1 pseudogene is annotated in these 272 nt (G+C 53.7%); it reads right to left on the bottom strand.

Annotated elements, in window-relative coordinates:
* Nucleotides 1-236: pseudogene (locus ACZ3HH_RS30040) on the bottom strand (argininosuccinate lyase); the annotation flags it as partial.
* Between the last annotated feature and the right edge of the window lie 36 nt (nt 237-272).

The following is a 272-nucleotide window of genomic DNA, read 5'->3' as shown; positions in this document are numbered from 1 at the left end:
GCCTCTAAACGATCGCCGCGAAACTTCGTAGCTTTTAGGGCACCTGAAGCAACTGCCAGCATATCGAGGATGTGATCTTGGGCCGCAAACAGCGCCTCTTTGTCCTCTTGCAAGTCGCGCTGATAACTGGATGGCAAGCCCTTCAGAGTGGTGAAGAGACTGAAGAGCGCAGCAGTAATGCGACCGGTCTTCCCGCGCAAGAGCTCCCAGGAGTCTGGGTTTTTCTTTTGTGGCATCAAACTGCTTCCTGTGGAGTATTCATCGGGGAGAAC

The sequence above is a fragment of the Pseudomonas sp. PME37.24/025 genome (assembly GCF_055556615.1).
The sequence above is the reverse complement of the archived record's forward strand: the minus strand, read 5'-3'. Positions and strand labels throughout refer to the sequence as shown.